General features: G+C 38.7%; 17 protein-coding genes. 9 read left to right on the top strand and 8 right to left on the bottom strand.

Annotated features, from left to right (window positions below; all coding sequences use genetic code 11):
• Positions 1 to 4 precede the first annotated feature (4 nt).
• Positions 5 to 1,129: a pyridoxal phosphate-dependent aminotransferase gene (locus tag A33Q_RS05475; protein WP_016254725.1), complete on the bottom strand. Its 1,125-nt coding sequence runs from the start codon at positions 1,127 to 1,129 to the stop codon at positions 5 to 7.
• 222 nt (positions 1,130 to 1,351) lie between these two features.
• Here A33Q_RS05475 and A33Q_RS05480 point away from each other — a divergent pair, with 222 nt between their 5' ends.
• Entirely contained in the window at positions 1,352 to 2,143 is a 792-nt protein-coding gene (locus tag A33Q_RS05480) for a hypothetical protein (protein WP_009032509.1), read from the top strand.
• A 95-nt stretch (positions 2,144 to 2,238) separates the two neighbouring features.
• On the opposite strand, the gene A33Q_RS05485 is transcribed toward A33Q_RS05480, so the two are convergent.
• A complete protein-coding gene (locus A33Q_RS05485; protein WP_009032510.1) occupies positions 2,239 to 4,083 on the bottom strand; it encodes a gamma-glutamyltransferase family protein in 1,845 nt (614 codons plus the stop codon).
• A gap of 3 nt (positions 4,084 to 4,086) precedes the next feature.
• Positions 4,087 to 5,163: a carboxypeptidase-like regulatory domain-containing protein gene (locus A33Q_RS05490; RefSeq protein ID WP_009032511.1), complete on the bottom strand. Its 1,077-nt coding sequence runs from the start codon at positions 5,161 to 5,163 to the stop codon at positions 4,087 to 4,089.
• A gap of 109 nt (positions 5,164 to 5,272) precedes the next feature.
• Here A33Q_RS05490 and A33Q_RS05495 point away from each other — a divergent pair, with 109 nt between their 5' ends.
• Complete coding sequence (locus A33Q_RS05495) at positions 5,273 to 5,617, top strand: DoxX family protein (RefSeq protein ID WP_009032512.1); 345 nt, start codon at positions 5,273 to 5,275, stop codon at positions 5,615 to 5,617.
• Positions 5,618 to 5,628: 11 nt separating this feature from the next.
• On the top strand, positions 5,629 to 6,987 hold the full coding sequence (locus A33Q_RS05500; RefSeq protein ID WP_009032513.1) for a DEAD/DEAH box helicase: 1,359 nt from the start codon (positions 5,629 to 5,631) through the stop codon (positions 6,985 to 6,987).
• A gap of 108 nt (positions 6,988 to 7,095) precedes the next feature.
• Here the strand turns inward: A33Q_RS05500 and A33Q_RS05505 are convergent, their stop codons facing one another.
• Positions 7,096 to 8,331, bottom strand: a complete 1,236-nt coding sequence (locus A33Q_RS05505; protein WP_009032514.1) for a serine hydrolase domain-containing protein — start codon at positions 8,329 to 8,331, stop codon at positions 7,096 to 7,098.
• A gap of 161 nt (positions 8,332 to 8,492) precedes the next feature.
• Here A33Q_RS05505 and A33Q_RS05510 point away from each other — a divergent pair, with 161 nt between their 5' ends.
• From A33Q_RS05510 to A33Q_RS05525, 4 genes are all read left to right on the top strand, one after another.
• Positions 8,493 to 9,746 (top strand): NAD(P)/FAD-dependent oxidoreductase, encoded by a 1,254-nt coding sequence (locus tag A33Q_RS05510; RefSeq protein WP_009032515.1) that lies wholly within the window; start codon positions 8,493 to 8,495, stop codon positions 9,744 to 9,746.
• 1 nt (position 9,747) lies between these two features.
• Positions 9,748 to 11,136, top strand: a complete 1,389-nt coding sequence (locus tag A33Q_RS05515) for an NmrA family NAD(P)-binding protein (protein WP_009032516.1) — start codon at positions 9,748 to 9,750, stop codon at positions 11,134 to 11,136.
• A gap of 68 nt (positions 11,137 to 11,204) precedes the next feature.
• Positions 11,205 to 12,158, top strand: coding sequence for an aldo/keto reductase (locus A33Q_RS05520; protein ID WP_009032517.1), 954 nt, complete (start codon positions 11,205 to 11,207; stop codon positions 12,156 to 12,158).
• A gap of 8 nt (positions 12,159 to 12,166) precedes the next feature.
• The gene (locus A33Q_RS05525) at positions 12,167 to 13,075 is read left to right on the top strand and encodes a YihY/virulence factor BrkB family protein (RefSeq protein WP_009032518.1); all 909 of its coding nucleotides are present in this window, start codon (positions 12,167 to 12,169) and stop codon (positions 13,073 to 13,075) included.
• Between the two features lie 80 nt (positions 13,076 to 13,155).
• Here A33Q_RS05525 and A33Q_RS05530 read toward each other — a convergent pair whose 3' ends face one another.
• Together A33Q_RS05530 and tamL are read right to left on the bottom strand one after the other, a co-directional pair.
• Positions 13,156 to 13,455, bottom strand: a complete 300-nt coding sequence (locus A33Q_RS05530; RefSeq protein ID WP_009032519.1) for a tetratricopeptide repeat protein — start codon at positions 13,453 to 13,455, stop codon at positions 13,156 to 13,158.
• A gap of 8 nt (positions 13,456 to 13,463) precedes the next feature.
• On the bottom strand, positions 13,464 to 15,878 hold the full coding sequence (gene tamL, locus A33Q_RS05535) for a translocation and assembly module lipoprotein TamL (RefSeq protein WP_009032520.1): 2,415 nt from the start codon (positions 15,876 to 15,878) through the stop codon (positions 13,464 to 13,466).
• Between the two features lie 17 nt (positions 15,879 to 15,895).
• On the opposite strand from tamL, the gene A33Q_RS05540 reads away from it, so the two are divergent.
• Complete coding sequence (locus A33Q_RS05540; protein ID WP_009032521.1) at positions 15,896 to 16,639, top strand: RNA methyltransferase; 744 nt, start codon at positions 15,896 to 15,898, stop codon at positions 16,637 to 16,639.
• Positions 16,640 to 16,650: 11 nt separating this feature from the next.
• The gene (locus A33Q_RS05545) at positions 16,651 to 17,643 is read left to right on the top strand and encodes a bile acid:sodium symporter family protein (RefSeq protein ID WP_009032522.1); all 993 of its coding nucleotides are present in this window, start codon (positions 16,651 to 16,653) and stop codon (positions 17,641 to 17,643) included.
• A 5-nt stretch (positions 17,644 to 17,648) separates the two neighbouring features.
• On the opposite strand, the gene A33Q_RS05550 is transcribed toward A33Q_RS05545, so the two are convergent.
• Together A33Q_RS05550 and A33Q_RS05555 are read right to left on the bottom strand one after the other, a co-directional pair.
• Positions 17,649 to 18,614 carry a bestrophin family protein gene (locus A33Q_RS05550; RefSeq protein ID WP_009032523.1) on the bottom strand — a complete coding sequence of 322 codons (966 nt, stop codon included), beginning with the start codon at positions 18,612 to 18,614 and terminating at the stop codon, positions 17,649 to 17,651.
• Positions 18,615 to 18,886: 272 nt separating this feature from the next.
• Complete coding sequence (locus tag A33Q_RS05555) at positions 18,887 to 20,482, bottom strand: PKD domain-containing protein (RefSeq protein WP_009032524.1); 1,596 nt, start codon at positions 20,480 to 20,482, stop codon at positions 18,887 to 18,889.
• Positions 20,483 to 20,543 lie beyond the last annotated feature (61 nt).

Below are 20,543 nucleotides of genomic sequence, written 5' to 3' on the forward strand. Positions count from 1 at the left end.
GCTATTAGGCCAAAACTTCTTTCAGTGCCTTATTAAAGATTTCAACTTCCTCTACTGTACCTGTGCTTATCCTACACCAATCATTCATAGGAGGGAATGGCCTACCTATGATAACACCCTTTGCCAACATTTTTTCAGCGAGCTTGCTTACATCCTGTTTGGCATGGAAGAACACAAAATTCGCCTGCGAAGGAATATATTCTAAGCCTAAGTCATCTAATGTATTCTCGATCAAGTTTCTGCACTCTAGGTTTTTGGCCAATGAGAATTTGTAAAACTCATTGTCTTTTAATGCCGCTTTCCCAGCTTCAATGGCCATAATATTAGTATTGGCTACTACTCGCTTTCTCAGATTTTCTGCTATTTCAGGCTTGGCAATAAGATATCCCAAGCGTATACCTGCAAGTCCATAAACTTTTGATAAAGTCTTGGAAACAATAACATTTTCACCTTTTTTGACCAATTCGATCATAGAGGGATACTCAGGGTCTTCTATATAGTCATAATAGGCCTCGTCGCTGAAAATAACTGTTTTCTTACATGCACTTTGACAAAAATCCATCACAGCCTTTTTATCCAATAGCTTTCCTGTTGGATTATTAGGATTACATAAAAACACCAGTTTGGTTTTAGTAGAAATTCTTTTTTCAATTTCTTCCAGATCATAGTTCATGTCCTTGTCTAACGGTACCCAATTGATGTCAGCACCCCAGACTTTCGCATAATCCATCATAGAAAGGAATGTGGGGAGACCTGATATTATTTCATCACCCTGTCCCGCATAGGTTATTCCTGTGATCTTTAAACCCTCAGTAGAACCTGCTACCAAAACCACATGGTCACTTGGAACACCTTCTTTCTGGGCTATCATTTCCTGCAAATCTGCATTGTAGGACCAAGGATACCTGCAACCCTTATCAAATCCCTCCACCATGGCTTTTCTCATGCTTTCGGATGGGCCATAGGGATTTTCATTAGAGCCCAATCTCACAGGAAGGTCAAAGGGCCGTGGATTGAATTTTTTTACTTCTTCTGCTGAAAGTTTAGAAATAACAGCTCCTCCGGTTAACATGGTCAGCCCACTTAGCAAAGAAGCACTTTTGAGCCATTCTCTTCTAGATTGATTCATAGGATTTGATATTTTTTCAAAATCTAGCAACAATATGATTTTTATCCTAATGCTTTATGATCAGGAGGAGTATTTTGTCAATAATGACCTCTATAAAGTAATAATTGCCAAAATGGAAAATAGATAGAAAAAAACAAGGGATATATTATTAAAAACAAAATATTATTCCTAAATTTTAAGGAAACAGTATTGAGAACCATTAAATCCCTAAAAATAACCGATATGAAAAAGTTACTCATCGCCTCAATTTTATGCTTTTGGACTTTGATCCAGGTACAAGCACAGCAAGAACGGTTTATGGTCTTTGAATTCATGAAGGTAGAGTCTAACCAAACTTACGACTTTATGGAGTTTAAGGAATTTATGCAAAAAGTCTATCAAGCTGCGATCAATGACAAAAGGATTGTGGGTTGGGACCTTTGGTCACTTCAATCAGGAGCCGATGCGGGTGAGTTTCAGTATATCACCATTACCTATTACAAAGACCCGGTGACTATGATGAATGGACTGGAAGAAGAAGATATGATCAAATATGCCATGATCGCACATCCGCATTTAAATGAAAGTCAAGCTAGGAAAAGGTTTCAAGACGCCAGCTCAAACAGGGATCTTGCACAAAGGGTTTACATGAAGGAAATAGCCTCTACTAAAGATTCTTTTCAGTTTAAAAAAGGAACACTTGCTTCATTTGACATGATGAAAGCAGTAGAAGGAAGGTTTGAAGAATACGAAAAAGCAGAAAAAGAAGTCTTTATGCCTATTCACCAAAGTAGAATTGAAAAGGGTTTAATGGGGTCTTGGAGTCTATTACGAACTGCCCTTCCTTTTGGTAGTGAAGCCAAAACCACTCACTTGACCATCAATGTTTACAAAGATTATGTGCAGTTTTTTAATGCTCAGGAGTATGAGGATATGGAATCTACCCAAGAGCAAAGAGCTGCAGTGGAAAAGGGTCTAAAATCAAGAGACCAGAAATGGGTTTACTTGGCTACTTTAGAAAATGCAGTCAGGTAACCATACAAGTGCATTAATTTGGAGTCTAAATAGCCTCACCTTGACAGATTTAGGTCATATTTAAAAAAAAGCCCGGAATTTTCCGGGCTTTTTGATTACCAAGCTATTCCGTAATCCTCGCCATGGTTGCTGGAGCCTCCCCAAAAGCTATTATGCTTCCAATCAAACCAAATAGCATTTAAGGGGCCTGAAGTTCTTTCTAGAAAATTCATTTTGTAGCCTTTTTTGGCTAACTCTCTTCTGGTCCAAGTAGGAATCTCAGCGTTGAGGGTGATTGATCCAGGTTTAGACTCATGAGCACCAAATGAAGACTGCATGTGATAATTGTGGATATTGGAAGCCTCTGCTGCTTCTTGAACAGTCATATCAAACTCCACAATATTGAGAAACATCTGGAGCAAATCCTGATCTTGCGTATCACCTCCTTGCACAGCAAAAGAAAGAAATGGCTTACCATCTTTCAAAGCCATACTTGGGGTAAGTGTCACCCTTGGCCTTTTATTGGGTTCTACCAGGTTGTATGGGTTCAGGTTTTCATCCAATACAAAGCTCTGCATGCGCTGACTTAATCCCACTCCCGTGTTTCCCGCTATGACAGCCGGAATCCACCCTCCAGAAGGAGTAATAGAAACTACCCAGCCATCTTTGTCAGCTGCTTGTATAGATGTAGTACCGGATTGAAAACTTTGTAGGAAAGGATCTTCGGGTCCTTGGACAGGTAAATCAGGATTGTTGAAGGCCAAGGCATCTTTTCTTTTTTTCAATAAATTCATGTAAGGATTTGTTTCACCTTGAAAAGGATAGGGATCACCAGGGCCTATTTCAGGATCATTCTTTTCTTTGATTAATTTGGCCCTTTCTTTCGCATATTCTTTTGATAAAAGGCCTTTCATTGGGCTCTGGGGTTCAAAAGCCGGATCACCATAGTAAAAATCCCGGTCGGTAAATGCCAAGCTCATCGCTTGATAGAGAGTGTGGATATACCGTGAAGAATTATATCCCATGGATCGAATATCAAAATTCTCAAGAATATTCAAAGCCTGGAGTAGGGCAGGGCCCTGAGTCCATTCCTGAAGCTTATAAACTTCAATTCCCTTGTAATCAACACTCAGTGGCTTTTCTATTTTTACTTTCCAATTTTCCAGATCTTCTTTGGTAAATAAGCCGCCTTGCTCTCGGGTACCACGAACAATCTCCTCTGCTATATCTCCCTTGTAAAACCTGTCATAAGCTGCATAGATAGCTTCTTTTCTAGATTTACCATCTTCCAGTGCTTTTTCTTCAGTTTCTACCAGTTTTTGAAGGGTATTGTACAAATCTTCCTGTACAAATATCTCCCCGGCATGCGGGGCTTCCCTTTCTTCTCCCAAATGAGGAAGAAAAACTTTTTTGCTATAGGGCCATTCTTTGATCAAGTCCTTCCTGTTTTCTATCATATTGGCTGTTTGAGCCTCAATGGGATAGCCCTTAGCCATTTCCATGGCAGGTTTTAGCACCTCTTTTAAACTCAAGGTACCATATTCAGCTAGCAAGGTCATCAAGCCTCCTGGAGTGCCTGGAGTGGTGGCCGCCAATGCACCAAATTCAGGTGGGTATTCCATACCTTTTTCTTTAAAAAAATCCACAGTAGCACCGCTTGGGGCATATCCTAATGCATTGATGGCAATGACTTCTTTTGTATTTGGATTATAGATCAAAGCCTGGGTTTCTCCACCCCAGCTCAAAACGTCCCACATGGTACAGACACTTGCCAACATGGCACAGGAGGCATCAATTGCGTTTCCTCCTTGAGAAAAGATCATTGCGCCTGCTGTTGCTCCAAGTGGTTTGCCTGTGATAGCCATCCAATGCTTTCCATGCAGGGGTGGTTTTTGGGTACTTTGGGAAAAACCTGCCTGGCAGAGAATTCCCAAAAGAGTAATCAATAGGGTTTTTTTCATAGTTTAATCATCTAACAATTTGGGGATTAAAGGTTCATAACCTTCAAATTTGCTGTTGTATTGGGTGAAAAGAACAAACAAACCTGAAGGAGTTTTAAAGTTTACTTCATTGTCTTTGGCGAATTCTTCCATTTCTTCTGACATATCACCGAAAATATTGAAAAACTTTCTTTTGCCTTTAGGTACTTGAATGATGTTTTTATCGCTGATATAGTAATAAGTGTTTCTTTTTTTAATTTGATCGTTCCTTTCACCGACCATCAGTGCCTCATTGTAATTTGAAGCGCGTATTGAAGCTATGGTGCGCCTCACCAGAGGCAATTGCCCTTCAACCAATACCTCAAAAAATCCTGAGATTGGAGCTCCATCTTCTTTAAAATCCATTCCATTGACGAAATAACGAGGTACTTTGGCACCTGCATCTACCCAAACAATATTTTGAACCCGTAAACCCGGTAGCGTAGTAATCATATCTTCCTCATCAACTCTGAGTTCAAAAGAATTGGTACTGATATTATACCTGGCAAAATAACCCTCTATGACTTCATTGTCTCTGTAAAGAATGATAGACGCTTTGTTCCAGCTTGGATCCAGATAAAAATTTCCCTCTAAGCGCTTAGGCTCAGGGGGAATTCCAAATACTTGATTTCCTCCTATAAAATTGGGTCTATTAACAAACAATTCGGATATGTTTGTTGCTCTAATTGTCTTTTGAAGAGCATTTTCTTCTACATTTTGATAACCCACAGGAAACAATGTAATAACCCCTAGATTAACATCCTCTTTAAGATTTACTACAGATTGGTAAGATTGATATCCTGTTGCGTTGATGTTCAAAATGAACCTGTTTTGATAAACATTTTCAAGCAAAAAATTTCCTCCATTTGCAGAAACAGAGGCAAAGGACGTTTCCTTTAAGGTGATAACGGCACCGTTTATTCTACCTTCTGTAACCCCATCTTTCAGCTGGCCCTTGACTGTAAACCTTTCATCTCCAGCCTGTGCGAGAACCTGGGCACTCAAAATCCAGTGCAGAGAAAAAATCAAACCTACTGTGATAATTTTCAAATTAATTTCCATAAACTTCCATTATAAAATTATAAGCCTGGGAAATTAAAATTGTTATTCTAAATCCCCTTACTTTAGTCGTAATATAAAAATTGATTTCTAAATAATTGAAAAAAAGCATATGTACTTACTTTTTCTTTACTTGATGAGTGGCTTTTATATTTTTGCCGGAGTGATGCATTTTTTCAAACCTCGAATGTATATCAAAATAATTCCACCATATTTGCCTAAGCCTGAATTATTAAATGCTTTGGCAGGTATCTTTGAAATCATTTTCGGTTTGGGATTGTTGTTCGAAACAACCAGGTCTCTGTCCGCATATGGAATAATAATTCTTTTATTGGCTGTATTTCCTGCCAATATTTATATGTATCAAAAAGGAAACAGGGCAATTCCCAAGTGGATTTTATTAGTCAGATTGCCTTTGCAATTTGTACTTATTGCCTGGGCTTATCTTTACACTTAATTTAAAAAATTTTGGATTTTAATCAATTTAATTTTGAATCCAGTCTACAAGAGGGGCTGGATGCAATGGGTTTTGAAAAACCCACCCCTATACAAGTGCAGGCTATTCCTGCTATTCTGGAAGGAAAAGACTTAATTGCCTGTGCCCAAACCGGCACTGGAAAAACAGCTGCATTTATATTACCAATCCTTAACAAAATCGCCAAATCCGGCGAATCAGGATTGGATACCCTGATCCTGGCGCCTACAAGAGAACTTGCTATACAGATAGACCAGCAGATTCAAGGTTTCGCTTATTTTTTGGGTATCAGTTCCATCCCTGTTTATGGAGGAGGGGACGGTATAGTCTGGGAACAACAAAAAAGAGCCTTGGAATCCGGAGCTGAAATCATTGTTGCCACGCCGGGTAGGCTGATTGCATTACTGGCTGGAGGAAAAATCAAATTGGACAAACTGCAGCATCTTATTCTGGATGAGGCTGATAGGATGATGGATATGGGTTTTTCTGATGACATCATGACTATTGTCAATTACCTTCCTAAGGAAAGACAAACGGTGATGTTCTCTGCGACCATGCCACCCAAAATCAGGCAGTTTTCAAAAAGCCTTCTTAAAAACCCAGAGGAAATAAGCCTGGCATTAGGGAAAACAGCTGAGGGAGTAACCCAAAGTGCTTATTTGGTGTATGACACCCAAAAGGAGGAACTGGTCAAACATATTCTCCAGCAAAAAGATTACGAGGCAGTAATCATCTTCGCAAGTACCAAAGAAAAAGTAAAAAGCCTCTATAAAGTTCTGAAAAAGCATTTTGAAGTTGAAGCATTTCACTCTGATTTAGAACAGGTTGAGAGAGAAAAGATAATGTCTAACTTTAAGAATAGAAGTCTTAAGATTCTTATTGGTACAGACATCATTTCCAGGGGAATAGATGTAGTAGGGATAGAGTTGGTCGTCAACTTTGATACGCCAAATGATCCTGAGGATTATGTACATAGGGTAGGGCGTACGGCTCGTGCCGACAGCAAAGGAGAAGCCATCACTTTTGTCAATGACAAAGATCAATACAAATTTAAGCGCATAGAAAGTTTAATAGGATTGGATATCCAAAAACTTCCTCTACCTGAAGGTTTTGAAAAAGGTCCTGGCTACAAAGAAGGAAAAGAAGGTAAGTTTACCAGTAAAAAGAAAGGAAACTTCAAATCCAACTCCAATAAAAACTTTAAAAACAAACCCAAAAAATCTGATAATCCGGTTACAAAAGATTCATCCAAGGAATCAAAGCCTAACACACCCCAAGTCAAACCGAAATCCAATAAGCCATCTAAATATAGCAGTAGAAGGAATGTAGTGGATAAACCTTCGGGTGAATAAGTCAATCAAATACTGCACATCAATAATTAATTAAGCCTATCAATCAATTGGCGAGATTCATAGGCTTAATTTTTAATCAACTATTACCATAAAAAGGGATTTGAATAATCAGTTTCTGGGGTTAGGAAGACTCTCAAGAACCAGCTTCACCAAATCGGATTTTTTCTCATTTTTGATCCAACGGGCTACGATGACCAAATCATTTTCCTCATCTACATAGACCATATTGGTTCCAGCTCCTAAATGGAAAAATGCAGATTCAGGGGCTGCAGGAATTTCTTTTTTGTCTGTGTTCAGGAAGTAATTCATAAAACCGTAGTTGGGTTGTACTGAGGTTGGGGTTCTGGATTTCCTTATCCAATCTTCAGAAATGATCTGCTTCCCATTCCAATTTCCTTTTCTCAAGGTCAGGTATCCAAATCTTGCTTGGTCATACGTAGAAATAAACAGTCCTCCGCCCCAATGTGAACCTCCGCTTACTGATTGGACTATCTGTCCATCCAATACTATAAAGGAATTTTCATAACCTGTCCATCTCCATGTAGGGCTGGCACCTATAGGATCCATTACATGCTCTTTTAATACCTGTGGAAGGGGTTTTCTCCAAACATTTAAAGCAGCTAAAGCCAAGACATTTACTCTTGTATCATTGTATTTGTAGACTGTTCCAGGCTCATTTCTTTCACGAGTAAGCCATTCAGAAGAATTTCCCTGAGGCCTATCAGCCCAATCAGGTTTGCCCCATAATGTACCTTCCCAATCTGAAGTTTGCCTTAAGAGATGCTCCCAAGTGATTTTTCTATTGTGAGTAGTCCCAAAAAGATCAAATATATCTTCTTCTTCCAAATGATCTGATTTGTTCATCATTGCCTTTTGCGGATCATAGGGAATAATTGGACCTAAATATTTATAGGCATAATCTTTCTCACTTTTAATCAAACCTTTATCTACAGCGATTCCAACAGTGGTAGAAAGAATACTTTTGGCAACGCTGAAAGTAAGATCAACCCTTTCTGGGTCTCCCCATTTACCTATGACGTAGCCTTTGTATATGATAAGGCCCGCAGCTTCGCCCCGGTCTTTCATGGGGCCGACCGGAAATCCCAGCGGTTCACGACCAAAAGCACTTAGATAATGGGCTTTTTTGAGATTCTTGTCAGCATCGCTTTCTTCTTGAATAGCAAAATCTATGGCTGCTTTTAATTTTTCCTCTTTTACGCTCATTTCAATAGGACTTTTCTCTTCCCATTCTCCAAATTCAGGAAAGTAAACATCCTGGGCTGTGGATTGCAGGCAAAGAGCTAATGAGAGAACTAGAAGGGTGATTTTCTCTATTTTCAACATATCTGTAATATTATAAGACTGAAAGTTAATCAATCGAGGTAGCAAACTGAACAAAATTTATAAGACTATTCCATAGATAATTTAATCGGTAGGTAAATAAGCCTTAAATTGAAAAGAAAACAATTTCGCTTTTTATTGGTCTAATCTTTATACCACTTATTATGAAGAACGATTCAAACATTTACATTATCGGTGCAGGAATCTCAGGACTCATTGCTGCATATGAATTGGAAAAATCCGGTTACGCTCCCATTATTTTGGAAGCTTCTGATGGAGTAGGAGGAAGGGTAAGAACAGATGAAGTGGATGGGTTTTTATTGGACAGGGGCTTCCAGGTATTATTGACAGCCTATCCTGAAGCGCAGCGTTATCTTGACTATGATGCTCTGAAATTGAAGTATTTTGATCCAGGAGCTCTTATATTAAAGCCGGGAAATTCTTTTGCTGTGCATGATCCACTTCGCAATCCATCCAAAGCCCTAAGTATGGCATTCTCCAGTGTAGGCACCCTGAAGGATAAATTGAAAATGTATCAGCTTACCAAGACTCTTAAATCAAGGTCAGATTCAGAAATCTTCACCTCTCCCAATACCAGCACATTGTCTTTTCTGAGAGCTTTTGGTTTCTCAGAAAAAATAATTGATAACTTCTTCAAGCCATTTTTTAAAGGAATATTTCTTGAAAACAATCTGGATACATCTGCAAGAATGTTTCAGTTTGTGTTCAAGATGTTTGCACTAGGCCATGCTGCAGTTCCTGAAAATGGAATGCAGGCAATTCCAGACTATCTTAGATCTAAGTTGTTGAAAACAGAAATTCGTTTCAACCAGAACGTAAAATCCTTGAACGGAAAAAACATTGAACTTGAGTCAGGTGAAATCTTAACTTCTGATGGGCTGATTGTAGCTTGTAGACCTGATAGAATTCTACCCCAGCTATCCGGTCAGGTCAAACCCTTCAGAAAAGTTGTCAACATTTATTATTCTTTGGCGAAGTCCTTCATAGCCCAGCCCTTGATTGCACTTTTGACAGATGATCATTTTCTGACCAATAATCTTGTCTTTATGACTGATGTCAGCAAGGCTTACTCAAAAAATGACCGTGCTCTCTTATCAGTATCCATTACCAAGCCGGTTGAAGTGAATGAAAAATTGGAGAAACTAGTTGCCATAGAGTTATCAGCAGTTACAAATATCAATGCTGAATATTTTGAGCATGTCAAAACCTATGAAATATTTGACGCTCTACCAGACGTGGAAGATATGCAGGTGACTATCCCTGCTACAAACAGCAAAGCTTACGACAATGTATTTTTAGCAGGAGATTATATGCTCTATGGCAGTTTAAATGCTGCCATGACCTCAGGAAGAAAAGCAGCAGAGGCATTGATATTATCACAACAACCCGTATACTGAATTGAAAAAAACGATAGCCATAGCAGGCGCAGGAGGATATGTAGGTAGATGGTTTATCCATCATTTTAAGGATAAATACAATATTATAGCTTTAAGCCGGAGGGAAGCTGTAGATAACCATGCTCCAGAGGTGGAATGGAGAAAAGTTGAGCTTTTTTCCATCACTTCCACTACAGAGGCATTGGAAGGGACTGATTATGCCATTTATCTCATTCACTCTATGAGTTCTTCTACCAGGCTCAACCAGGGCACTTTTGAAGATACAGACCTTCTATTGGCTGATAATTTTGCCAGGGCAGCTGCAAGCAATGGAATTAAACAGATACTCTACATGGGCGGCATACTGCCCAAAGAAGTGGCGCAGGAAAAAATGTCAATTCACTTGAAAAGCAGGCTGGAAGTAGAAAAGACATTGGGCTCCTACGGAGTTCCTGTCACTGCATTAAGAGCTGGAATCATAGTAGGTCCAGGAGGCTCATCATTTGATATGATTTACAATTTGGTCAGGAAACTTCCTGCCTTAATGTGTCCTAAATGGACACTATCCAATACACAGGCTATTTCTCTCAGAGATGCACTGACAATCATGGATTCTTGTTTGGGAAATGAAGATGTATTTGACAGAGCCTATGAAATAGGTTCTCCGGAAATTCTTACTTACAAAGAAATGTTGGAAAAAACCGCGGAGGTAATGGGAAAAAGAAGATGGATATTTTCTGTTCCCATATTTTCGGTTGGTTTGTCAAAGCTGTGGGTTAGCTTTTTTGGAGAAACTCCCTATAAATTGGTTTCTCCATTGGTTCACAGTCTGAAGCATACCTTGACAGTTGCGGATGAACTCAAATTTGATCTGGTTGAAATTGATTACCTATCTTATGAAGATGCAGTCAAAGTTGCTCTTGACCCTGATGTGGACAAGCCCAAATTGCCAAAATTCAAAAAATCAACAGTAGTAAGAAACACCGTTAGAAGTATCCAAAGATTGCCCAGCACTAGGCACCAAAGTGCCATTTGGGTAGCCAACCGGTACAAAGTGTGGCTTCCTACATTTTTTAGTTTTCTGATCAATGCCAAAGAAACCAACAGGGGAGAGGTCAGCTTCTATTTGCTCAAAAGTAAGAAACCTATGTTGCAATTGACATGGATACCGGATAGAAGCGATGTGAAAAGGCAGCTTTTTTACATTTCAGGAGGCTGGCTGGTTAAAAGGTTTGATTACGGTTGGCTTGAATTCAGGGAAGTAATGGATGGAAAGCATATCATATCAGCTATTCATGAATTTGTGCCCAGATTACCTTGGTATGTCTATATTAACACGCAAGCTAGGCTTCATTTATGGGTGATGAACAGATTTAAGAAATACCTGAAAAAATTTACCTATGAAGTATGATCCCTTGAGGATATCGAAAAATATATTGATTAGTTTTATATAGACTTTAACATTATCAGCTACAGAAAATGAAATACATTACATTTAAAAATGGAGACCAGATGCCTATCGTAGGCTTAGGTACTTGGAAATCAAAGCCAGGAGAAGTCTATCAGGCAGTTTTGTGGGCTTTGGAAGCCGGATACCGGCATATTGACTGTGCTGCGATCTATGACAATGAAAAAGAGGTAGGGAGAGCCTTTGAAGAAGCTTTTAGCTCAGGCTTGGTCAAGAGGGAAGAGGTTTTTGTCACCTCAAAGCTTTGGAATAATTCTCATAGATTCGAAGATGTAATTCCCGCTCTCAAAAAAACGCTGGAAGATTTAAGGCTCGATTATTTAAACCTATATTTGGTTCATTGGCCTATAGCCTTTAAACAAGGGGTTGGTTTTGCGAGAACAAGAGAAGAGTTTTATACCTATCAGGATGTGCCCTTGGCCCAAACCTGGGCTGGTATGGAGGAAGCAAAGGCTCAAGATCTTTGCAAGCATATCGGTATGTCAAATTTCAATATTTCAAAACTTGAAGAGATTTTTAAAACTGCCAAGGAAGAACCGGAAATGAACCAAATAGAGCTTCATCCTTATTTACCGCAGGAGAAATTAGTGAACTTCTGCCAATCCAAAGGAATGTTGGTTACCGCATATTCTCCTTTAGGTTCGGGAGATAGGGCTACTTCCATCAAAAAAGACGATGAACCCAATTTACTTGAAGCAGAAAAAATCAAAGAAATTGCTTCCAAATATCAATGTACACCTGCTCAGGTTTTAATTGCTTTTTCTATTGCCAGAAACATTGCTGTAATCCCAAAATCTGTCAATCAAGGACGTATTTCTGAAAACCTAAAAGCAGCTAAAATTCAGCTTGATGGCTCAGACATGCAGGAACTATTGAATATGGATACGCATTACAGGTATATTGATGGTTCTTTTTTCACCAACCCTTATAGCCCATATAGCCTAGAAGATCTTTGGGAAAAATAAATTTAACTATGATTCAAAAAATTAAAGAATTAACCTTTTTTCAAATCTTAATAGACAGTGTCAAAGACTTTACTTCAGGTGAATCAACTGGTTTAGCTGCAGGAACTGCCTTTTACACTATTTTCAGCTTGCCGGCACTTTTGATTATTCTTTTAAATATAGGCATGACGTTCTTTTCAGAATCAGAAATTCAGGATGAAATTTTAGTTCAAGTCGAAGAGCTTGCAGGGATGGAGAGCAGGGATACGCTAGCAGAAATTCTGGAAAATTTCAGTGCTAATCAGGAGTCCGGAATACCCAATTTTGTAGCATTTTTGATCTTGGCATTCAGTGCTACTACAGTTTTTGTGAGTTTACAAAATGCTATCAATCATATTTGGCATATCAAACCAAAACCTGAAAAGGGAATAATCAAGTTTGCCATTAATCGGCTACTGAGTTTTTCTCTGGTAGCTTCCATAGGTTTTATCATGCTGATATCATTGCTATTGGATGCGATCCTTGTGGTAGCCAACAATTTTCTTCAAGATCACCTTGTGGATCTACCCATTAATCTAGTATCGATTGCTAATTTCCTTTTGGCACAAATTATCGTTGTAGTGGTATTTGCCCTTATGTATAAAATATTACCGGATGCAAGGGTAAGGTGGAGAGATACTTGGTTGGGCGCTTTTGTAACGATGGTTCTTTTTGGAGTTGGCAAATACATGATCGGGATTTATCTTGGAAATAGTGATCTTGGATCCACTTATGGAGCTGCGGGATCACTTGTAATACTTTTGATCTGGGTTTATTATTCAGTAGTGATTTTCCTTTTTGGAGCGCAGATCACCTATTACATCGCAGAAAAAGTAGGGGGAAGTATTATTCCTAAAGCACAGGCCGTAAAAGTTGAACTGAGGGAAATAGAGGACTGATTTGATAAGGTTTGCCTACCAGAAAAATAAAAAAAACCTGACAAAACTCGTTGTCAGGTTTTTTATTTCGCTATTAATGTTTAGATAGAAACTGCTATCATTTTTTTTGTAATCAATGTCCACTCTTCGTCCAAAGAAATACCAGGTCTGCTTTTATCAGCCTTTTTGTACCAATAATCTGCATTGGAAAGATCGCCTTCTTTTCTGTGCAGGTAAGCATGTATCCAGTGGGAGCTGGGATCTGTTGGCCCATCCACATAGCTATGTGCTTTATCCCAATTCCCATTGGCGTCATACCAAAGGGCCAAAAGTTGAGTTGACAATTCTTTAGGTGGTGTTTCGTTTTTCAATGAATCAAGAAATTCCTCGTACGTCTTCATAATTTAAATTAAAATGGATATCCAATACCTATATTAAATACTGTCTGACCTCTTTCTCCTAAAAATCTATTGAAGAAATTGCCAAGAATAAACCGCTCACCTTGTGGCCTTGCTGGATCAAGTGCTTTCACACCCATATCCAATCTTAGAACCAAAAACTCAAAATCCATTCTTAAGCCGAGGCCAGTACCAACCGCAATTTCATTAAAAAATCTGTTGAATTCAAAATTTGCTCCAGGTCTTGTCGGATCTTCTGCAAAGGTCCAGCTATTCCCCAGGTCAACAAAAAAGGCTCCATCAAAATAGCCATAGATCTTTGACCTTAATTCAAACATACCTTCAAATAAGATTTCACCTGGCTGCTCAAACCGGTAATCAAAGCTACCATCTTCCAACCTATCAGGCGTAAATGAACCTGGCCCAAGTCTTCTGGGCTGCCAAGCTCTGATACCAGTACTTCCACCCGCAAAGAAGTATTTTTCATAGGGAAGTACTCCATTGGAAACCCCATAGGGTCTGGCCATTCCAAGATTTAGTCTGTAGGCAAATGTATGCTCTCTGGATATCGGGATATACCTTCGAAAATCTGCCTGAAACTTCAAAAACTGAAAGTAAGCCAGGTTACGATCTTCTACAAAATCCCTCTTGACAAGATTTAGAGTAGTACCGCCACTTTCCAAAAACAATCTGAGTAATGAAGCCTTATTTCTCTGAAAAGCACCGTATTGATTGAAATTGACAATGACCTGACCTGATATACTGCTGACATAAGAAGGCAGAAAAGAATTGATCAAATTGTTACCTTGGTTTTGAAGATCTTCCAGCAACTCCCTAAAATCATTGCTCAGATTGGATCTGATAAAATTGGCATCTAAAGCATTGAAGGTGTATTGTTGCCGCAAGTTTCTCGTATTCCAGTTATAGGATAAAATTCCATTGACACTTTCCCGGATATATTCGGGTCTATCTACATAATTATAACCAATAAGTGTTCTGGTCCGAGGATTGTACCTCCCGAATGTTTGCAGGAATTTGCCTGTATAGGGTATCAAAAACTGAGGGAAAATAACAGAAGCAGATGTATTCAGCTCCCTACTTCGGAATACACCACCTTCTCCAGTTGCTGAAACAACACCTTCTAGGCCCGCTCTGAAGAAAAATTCAAAAATCTCAGCTCCTCTGAAGAGGTTTCTGTTTCTCAGGGAATGGCTAAAAAACGGACCTGGTACCTGTTCAGTAATACTGGCACCCAATTGATTGGTCACTTGATACTTTTGATTAGGTTGGGTAAATATCCTGGGCCGCAAGGTATTTCCAATCGTATCAAAAGCGATGTTTACAAACCTAAATAAATCCAGATTTGCCAGTTGTCTTTGCGTCTCGATCACATCATTTCTGCTGTAGAGGTCACCTTTGTTCAGAAAGATTCTTGAAGCAATGATCTTCTCTGAGTACCTATCATCATATAGCTCGTAATTGATATCTCTAAACCTGGTTTTAATACCCTGATCAATAAATTCATTGGAAGGAGGGTCCACGCTGAAATAGACTGAATCCAGTGTATACACTTGATGAAAATCGGCATAGACAGGTTTCCTGATGAGTTGTTCTATCTGTACTGATTTATCCACTGTGTCCTTATAGACATTGTATTCAATATAAGAGCGGGTAAAAGTGTAATACCCATTTTCCTTGAGCAGGTCTTCTACACGTTGTCTTTCTCTGGTAATTGCTCCTTGTTCGTATCTCTTGCCAGGTTGAACCAAACCGCCTTTTTCATGCTTAAGCAATAAAGCATATATTTTATCATCATCAGAACGGGTATAGAAACTATCGATTCGGTAAGGTTCATTTTCTGTAACAAAATAAGTTACTCTGGATTTCTGCTTAGATTTCTTGACTTCAAAATCTGTTTCAGCCTCAAAAAAGCCATTGTTGAATAAATAAAAGGTCAATTGTCTGGCCGACTCTTCAGATTTTGCACTATCATAAATCACCCTTGGATTGCCGGTTCGCATAAAAAAATTACCAAATTCTAACTTTTTCTCAATGCTGGAAAGGTTATCGACTATTTTGGAAAGCCGTCTTCCCTGCTTGCGGCTAATCGTTCCTGTATCCTGCAATGCCAAAAGTGTATCTCTTTCCAGAAGCAATCGCTCTTGCCTCCTGATATGCTTGGTACTATCAAAAGTCCATTCTCCAAATCTATAAATCGCTACGCCTAATGAAGCATTTAGTAGTGGAATACGTGTATTTGGAGTTTGCCTGATGAGATTTTGGAGTTCTGCCTTGTCACTTTTTTCCACACCCTCTATATCCACATCAAAAAGTAAATATTGCCCATCTTTCAGCCCTTTGGTCAAAGAACAGGAGGAAAATAAAAACAGCAGAAAAAGAAAGTTTATATATTTGGCTTTATTCACTATTTGGCAATTACCGAATGTTAAGCAAAAATACGCTTAAGTTTATTAAATCCTTACAACAGAAAAAATTCCGTAGGCTGGAGGGTTCTTTTTTTGTTGAAGGGACTAAAAATGTAACGGAACTTCTACTATCCGATTTTGTAAGTACACATTTACTGTACACCGAAAAGTTTTATTCCCAACATCAGGCTTTGGTGGACAATTTTCGAGGTGAATCATTCGCAGTAACTCAAAAGGTACTGGAATCAGCTGGGGCTTTCAAAAGCAATGACAGTGCTTTGGCTGTAGCCAAATTGAAAGATAACAAGGCCTTTGCTATCCATGACTCTGATTGGGTGATTGCTTTGGATGATGTAAGGGATCCTGGTAACCTGGGCACCATCATCCGCATTGCCGACTGGTATGGAATCGAGAAACTTGTACTTTCTGAGGAATCGGCTGAATTTTACAATCCCAAAGTACTTCAGGCCAGCATGGGAAGCTTTTCCAGAATTCAATGTTTTTATACAGATTTGAAACTTTTTCTTTGTGAGAGCAAGATTCCTATTTATGGGGCTTTTTTGGATGGTACTTCTATCTACCATACAAAATTTGAAAAAGGGGGCATATTATTGATGGGAAATGAATCCAATGGTATTTCGCCGGAAATTGAACAGATGGTAAACCAGAAAGTAACCATTCCAAGGTTTGGTCATGCTGAATCTCTCAATGTAGCAGTAGCTACTGCAATTTTTTGTGACAATATTAAAAGAAGCAAATAGGGAGAATATCCATGGGAAAACTGAAGCAAACCCTTAAAAAAGCAGGATTGAATACGTTTTTTTTGCTTTTGATATCCACGATTTTTATTGCAAAATTCTTTCCTGAATTAGGCTCTGAAAATGGTCCACTTCCTCTAAAGCAATTGACAGGAATCGGAATCTCAATCATATTCTTTTTTTATGGCGTAAAGCTTAGTCCTCAGAAATTAAAAGAAGGCTTATCCAATTGGAAATTACATATCCTGATCCAGGCATCCACATTTTTGATTTTCCCTATGGTGATTTTATCTCTCTATGGAATTTGGGGAGAAGAAGGGAGTTACCTTTGGCTAGGCACTTTCTATTTAGCTGCTTTGCCTTCTACGGTATCTTCTTCCGTGGTAATGGTATCAATTGCGGGCGGGAACCTACCTGCGGCCATTTTTAACGCCAGCATTTCTAGCATTGTCGGGATTTTTATAACACCTATCTGGATGGAAGTTTTACTACCCGAAACAGCAGTCAGCTTTGATCTTACTGAGACATTTATAAAACTCAGCTTGCAGGTGCTCTTTCCTGTAATACTCGGATTGTTTTTTCATCAATACTTAATTGGCTTTGTCAATAGGTTCCAGAATAGTTTAAAGAATTTCGACCAGACAATCATTTTATTGATAGTATTCACAGCCTTTGCAGAGTCTTTTGCAGAAAAAATGTTTGAGGGCTATAGCCTCTTGGAATTAGGCCGCTTAAGCCTATTGATGCTCCTTTTCTTTTTTGTCATGATGGGAGTCATGTACGGTTTGTCCAAAATGCTTCATTTCAGCAGACCTGATACAATAGCTTTAGTTTTTTGTGGAAGTAAAAAATCCCTCGTTCAGGGTGCTGTGATGGGGAGAGTGATGTTTCCTGATCCCACTGTTTTTGGAATTATTCTACTCCCTTTGATGATCTACCATGCACTTCAGCTTATGGCAGGTTCAGCGATTGCGCAGCGCTTGGGCGATCAGGATTTAAAAGCATGAGTTTTTTACATCAAGAAACCATTTTCCACCGGATAAGGCTTTGGAATATCTTCATGTTCCAGCATCTCCAATAAATCAATTTCAATAGCACGCGTGATGGAGGCAATAGGTACATCATTGTATGAAGCTTCAAAAGGATTTTCAGAGTAATCACCAATTCTATCCATTAGAAAAAATACCCAAATGATCAAACCTGAAAAAGGAATAGTCAACCAGACATGTAGTACTGGGGAAGCTTCAAAAATGCTGAGAAGTCCAAATGGAATCAAAGCACAAAACACATAATTCATCCAAAGTGCTGTTGATGCATATTGCCTGGGCAAGGGGAAGTTTTTGATTCTTTCGCACATGCCCTGGCTATCATAAAATTTACCGATCAATTGATGAAACCAGACTAATTTGTAATCAGAAATCAGGGCTTTATCTTCCAGTTTTTTGATTTGGGCCGTTTGGTTATTGAGCAAATGGGTGGATAGATTTGTTTTGACCTTTAGTTTTTTCAGTTCTTCTTGAGCCAGGTACTTTTGGATCTCTTGCTCATATCCATTTTTAAACTCTTCAACAAAGGCAGGTGCAAATTTTAACTTGTAAGGGTCTTCATCATGTTCCCAGGATCTTTTGGCCCTTAGACCATATTTCAGACTGATCAGCCAAGCCAGATGGCGGAAAATCAAATCCCTTTTAATCATTGCCAGTTCTTCCAATTCATTATTTTCCATAAGCCCCATCACCGCCGAAGCAAAGGTTCTGCTGTCATTGACTATTGCTCCCCATATTTTTCTGGCCTCCCAGGTCCTGTCATAGGAGCTGTTGTTTTTAAAACCAAGATAAAAAGCCACTGCAATCCCTATAACCGAAATCGGTTCCCAGGGAAGGGTAAACTGGATTTCGGTAAGTTCATAGATGACGATGATAAAAGCTGAATAAAGTAAACCAAGATAAAGTGATTTTCTTGACCATCTTAGGGTCATGAATAGGCTATAGTAGCGTTTTACATACATAGGTAAAAGAGTGAATTTTATACAATGTACAAATTCTGACCGCAAAAGCTTTAAGTATCTCTTTACAAAATATTTAAAATCAATCAATAATACATATATAGACCTAATTTGATTTAGGCTGTATATAAAGCCTTCCAAACTTCATGACATGAAAAGGCTAAATAATACTTAGGAAAGCCCCAAAATCTATCAGGTTTTAAAAGCTTACCTACAATTGACAGAGAAAGGTTGGTTAGAAACCTTTATTTTTTCAAAACTTTAAGAGATTGGTTGATATTATTGCCTTTGAGATGAACGATAATGACTCCTTTTGGAAAATTTTTGATCATTTCACTCAAGTCAATTTCTTCTTCTTTTATGATAAAATCAACATTTCTACTCATGTTTGCCGTATAGAGGCTGATGGATAATTTTTCACCTAAGTGATATCCAAATCCTTTCATGGATAAGGTCAGTTCATTCCCAATAGTAGGATTGGGGAATACAGACCAATTGACCTTAGATTCTGAAATAGGTAGGTCTACAAAAACCAGCTCTGTATAAATATCCACTTCATTATTAACCTGATATTTGACGCGGTAATATATTCTACCTCCTGTAATTGGAAGCTTATCGTCCCGATATTTGTAAAAAACAGGCTTGTCGGAATAGCCAGTGCTCTCTATTTGACTCAAGACTTTAAACTCCAGATTTATATTTTCTGCTCTTTCTACTACGAAAATCCCCGGATCTCCTTCAGTTTCTGTATTCCACTCCAATCCTACAGCCCTTTGATCACTAAATAAAGTAGCTTTAATATCTCCCATTCTATTAAATAAAATGGTGGCGATGTCAATAAAGGTGGTCACATAGCCCGGACAGCCTTGGGAATCCGTTACAAATACTTCATAGTTCCCAAATGGAAGGTTTTCTATGAGATAGCTAGTACTTATACCTGAGACAGATTCTAAATCGCCGACAGGATCGGTCCTCCTCCAGCTTACAGTATAAGGAGCCGTTCCTCCATTTGGCTGTACAAGAATAGAACCTGTGCTTTCATTGTTACGGGTAGGGGTGACTTCTATCTGGATATCAATGGCAGGGATGGTAATGGGTTTGGTCAGGGTGTTGGTAATACCATCTGCATCTGTCGCAGACAATGACACGTTGTAGGTATCTATCCCTGGAAAGGTAAAAGTTGGATTTTCTTCATTTGAAGTACCTAGTAAAGTTCCCCCATCATAGAATTCCCACAGATAAGTATAAGGTGGCTTACCTCCAAATGTCTGATTGATAAAATTAACTGTAGGATCGCAGGTTTCGGCATCAAAGTCTAAGCTGGGTTGTACAGGAATTTCGGCTATAATAGGTTCTGGTTCCGAAAAGCACTGTGCAGATTTATTTGTATCTTCAGTTATCTGACTACATGTATTTGAGCTATTACTATTTGTAAACCACCTTACCAAAAGGCCGTTTAATTGAACCAAGTCACCCCAGTTCCAAGTTAAGTTGGCTGCAAAAATAGCAGTTCCGAATGTAGGGTTTACAAGTTCTGAAAGGCAAACACTTCTTCTACCGCCAATTTGACTTCCATTAATCAAAATATTAAAAAAAGCCTTAGTGGAGTATGCGTTACCTGAATTACTTCCTCCTAATACAACATAAAGAGTTCCAGTTACTTCTTCTCCCAATTCGTAATCATCTGCAGAGCTAAAAGGGTTTCCATTAACATCTCTTAATTCAAACCTTTCAACTAAGACATTATTCTGACTACAGTTTTGAGCCACAACTGAACTAATACTCAGGAAAAATCCAAAAGCAAATAGGGTGAGACAATATAGGCATGAGATACTTTTCATCACGCTACTAGGGCTAAATCAGATCGGGAATTTGGGTGATCTTGTTTCTTATTTTAAATGT

The sequence above is a fragment of the Indibacter alkaliphilus LW1 genome, from assembly GCF_000295935.2.
Taxonomy (GTDB): domain Bacteria; phylum Bacteroidota; class Bacteroidia; order Cytophagales; family Cyclobacteriaceae; genus Indibacter; species Indibacter alkaliphilus.